At 59.1% G+C, this 1,862-nt stretch carries 1 protein-coding gene and 1 pseudogene; both read right to left on the bottom strand.

The features are described from left to right. Window positions 1-133 precede the first annotated feature (133 nt). Window positions 134-874 (bottom strand): IS21-like element helper ATPase IstB, encoded by a 741-nt coding sequence (gene istB, locus B5E43_RS14705; RefSeq protein WP_087397914.1) that lies wholly within the window; start codon window positions 872-874, stop codon window positions 134-136. Between the two features lie 2 nt (window positions 875-876). Continuing rightward, window positions 877-1,862: pseudogene (locus B5E43_RS14700) on the bottom strand (DDE-type integrase/transposase/recombinase); the annotation flags it as partial.

Raw genomic sequence — 1,862 nt, 5'->3', positions numbered from 1 at the left:
TGCGTACGCCGCTCAAAAAGTGCAACTTGACCGCAGATGATGGTGCATAGCCACCGCTGGAATGGTGCACCCATTCCGCCGAAATGGTGCATGGCGGCCGCTGGCGTGGTGCACCGGGCCGCCATGCGGGGAATCACTCGGGGATACCCTTGCGCTTTCGCATGGATTCGCCCTCGATCTGGATGGTATAGGCGTTATAGATTATACGGTCACAGATGGCATCAGCCAGGGTCGGGTCGTACAGGTTCTCGTGCCACTCGCTGGTGTCATACTGGGAACAGAAGATGGTGGAGGCCACCTTGTTTCTGGCCTCTACCAGTTCCAGTACATCCCGGGCCTCTGCCTCCTTGAGGGGGTAGAGCAGCCACTCGTCCAGAATAAGCAGCTTCTCTTTCCTGAGCTTTTTCATGTAATCCCGGTAGGTTCCGTTAGCCCGGGCCACAGAGATCTCCACCAGCAGATCCGGAAGGCGGATATACCGGACGGAGTAAAAACTGCGGCTGGCGGCCATGCCAAGGGCGCAGGCCAGATAGGTCTTTCCGGCTCCAGTGGCTCCCAGAATGATGACATTGTGTGCTTTCTGGAGATAGGCACAAGAGGCCAGACGCAGGATCTGCTCCCGGTCCAGCCTCCGTTCCGGATGGTACTCAATATTTTCGACACAGGCGGCAGGGTCCGCGTAGCCAGCGTTGCGGATAAGCCGGGTCAGGCGGTTGCTTTTCCGGGCGCTCCACTCCGCATCTACCAGCATGGCAAAGCGGTCCTCGAAGGACACCGACTGGAACTGCGCGTCCGCCAATTGGGCGGAGAAGGCTTCCGCCATGACGCCCAGGCGTATTTCATGCAGCTTCCGTACCGTTTCATTGCTCAGCATGGTCATTCCCCCCTCTTGTAGTAGCCGGCGCCTCTGGTGAACTTATGAGCCTTTGGCTCATCCGGCTTGGCCGGAGCGTCCTCAGCCAGCAGCTTGTCCTGCCCGGATTTCAGGATGGACTGGACGCTCTTTAAGCTGGGAGAGGAAGTGTAAGAGAGGGCTTTCTGACAGGCGCTCTCCAGACGCTGAGGGGAATAGCGATCCGCCAGTTTCAGCAGGGCCATACAGGACTTGTAGCCCTGCTGCTCCATCTTGTGGGCGGAGAGAAAGAGCTGTACCACGGCAGAGGTGTGCTGGCCGATCTGCTCCGCCCAGCGGATGAAACGCTCGCCATTCCATTGCAGGTAGCTCTGGTGGTCCGGCGGCATATGGCTCTCCACCGTGCTGTACTGGTTGGGACGGCCATGGAGACGCAGGTGAGAGGCAATCCGGGTACCGGCGAAGAAGATCTCTACCGTGGTTCGGGTAAGGCGCACATCCACCTGCTGCTTGATGTACTCATACGGCACGGAATAATTCATGCGCTCCACGTTGATATGGTAGTTATACTGGACGGTGGCAACCTTCCAGACAGCCAACTCAAACGGCGCGGCCGGAAGAGGCTGCAGAAACAGCTTTTCTTCCGCAAAACAAGCTGCACGGCTGCCCTCCCGTTTCTGGAAGGGCTTGTGGTTAAAGGCCTCCAGCTTTTCTCGGATGGCCTGATTCAGTTCTGCGAGGGACAGGAACTGGCGGTTGCGCAGGGCTGCCAGGATCCAGGTGGAAACTACGCCCACGGAGCCCTCCACAAAGGCCTTGTCCTTGGGGCTGCGGGGCCGGGCTGGGAGGATGGCGGTGCCGTAGTGCTCCGCCATCTCCTGGTAGGCCTTATTGAGCACCGTTTCCGTCCGGGAGTTCTTGACCACACCGGTCTTGAGATTGTCCGGCGTGAGGATGCGGGTGACCCCGCCGAAATACCGGTAGGCGTTGACATGACCGGTGATCCAGG

The organism is Flavonifractor sp. An100 (genome assembly GCF_002161175.1).
GTDB lineage: Bacteria > Bacillota > Clostridia > Oscillospirales > Oscillospiraceae > Lawsonibacter.
This window is presented reverse-complemented; position numbering and strand designations above follow the sequence as displayed.

Coding starts and splice junctions, on each gene's coding strand:
- istB (WP_087397914.1), bottom strand. CDS start 874: ATGCTGAGCAATGAAACGGTACGGAAGCTGCATGAAATACGCCTGGGC.